This window comes from Pseudomonas sp. PDM32, assembly GCF_019219225.1.
Taxonomy (GTDB): domain Bacteria; phylum Pseudomonadota; class Gammaproteobacteria; order Pseudomonadales; family Pseudomonadaceae; genus Aquipseudomonas; species Aquipseudomonas laurylsulfatiphila.
In genome coordinates this window covers 1-439 of the sequence record NZ_JAHUWE010000045.1, presented here as the reverse complement: position 1 = coordinate 439, position 439 = coordinate 1, and the positions used below count along the sequence as shown (strand labels likewise).

1 protein-coding gene is annotated in these 439 nt (G+C 61.5%); it reads right to left on the bottom strand.

Annotated features, from left to right (window positions below; translation table 11 throughout):
• Positions 1-407: acetyl-coenzyme A synthetase N-terminal domain-containing protein (locus KW846_RS29720; RefSeq protein WP_145309326.1), on the bottom strand; the 407-nt coding region annotated here is incomplete at its 3' end.
• Between the last annotated feature and the right edge of the window lie 32 nt (positions 408-439).

Sequence of the window (439 nt, the reverse complement as noted above, 5' to 3'; positions counted from 1 at the left end):
GTCACCACGTCGCCGCGGTGCACGTCCTGGCCGCGCAGGGCGTTGGCGAACTTGCAGACCTGCTCGTGCAGCTCGCGGTAGGTGATGTTGCGGCTTTCGGCAGGGTCATCGCCCTCCCAGATGATCGCGACCTGATCGCCGCGCTCGGCCAGATGGCGGTCGAGGCAGTTGTAGGACACGTTCAGGGTGCCGTCGGCGAACCACTTGATGTCGACATGGTGGTCATCGAAGGAAGTCTGCTTCACCGTGGTGAAAGGCTTGATCCAGTCGAGGCGCTTGGCTTGCTCGCGCCAGAAGCCGTCGGGGTTGACGACCGACTGCTGGTACATGGCCTTGTAGGTCGCCTCGTCGGTCAGGGTGTTGGCCAGAACCTCGGGACGAACGGGATACAGGGAAGCCGCACTCATCTTTCTTACCTCGGTGGAATAGTTGTTTTTGT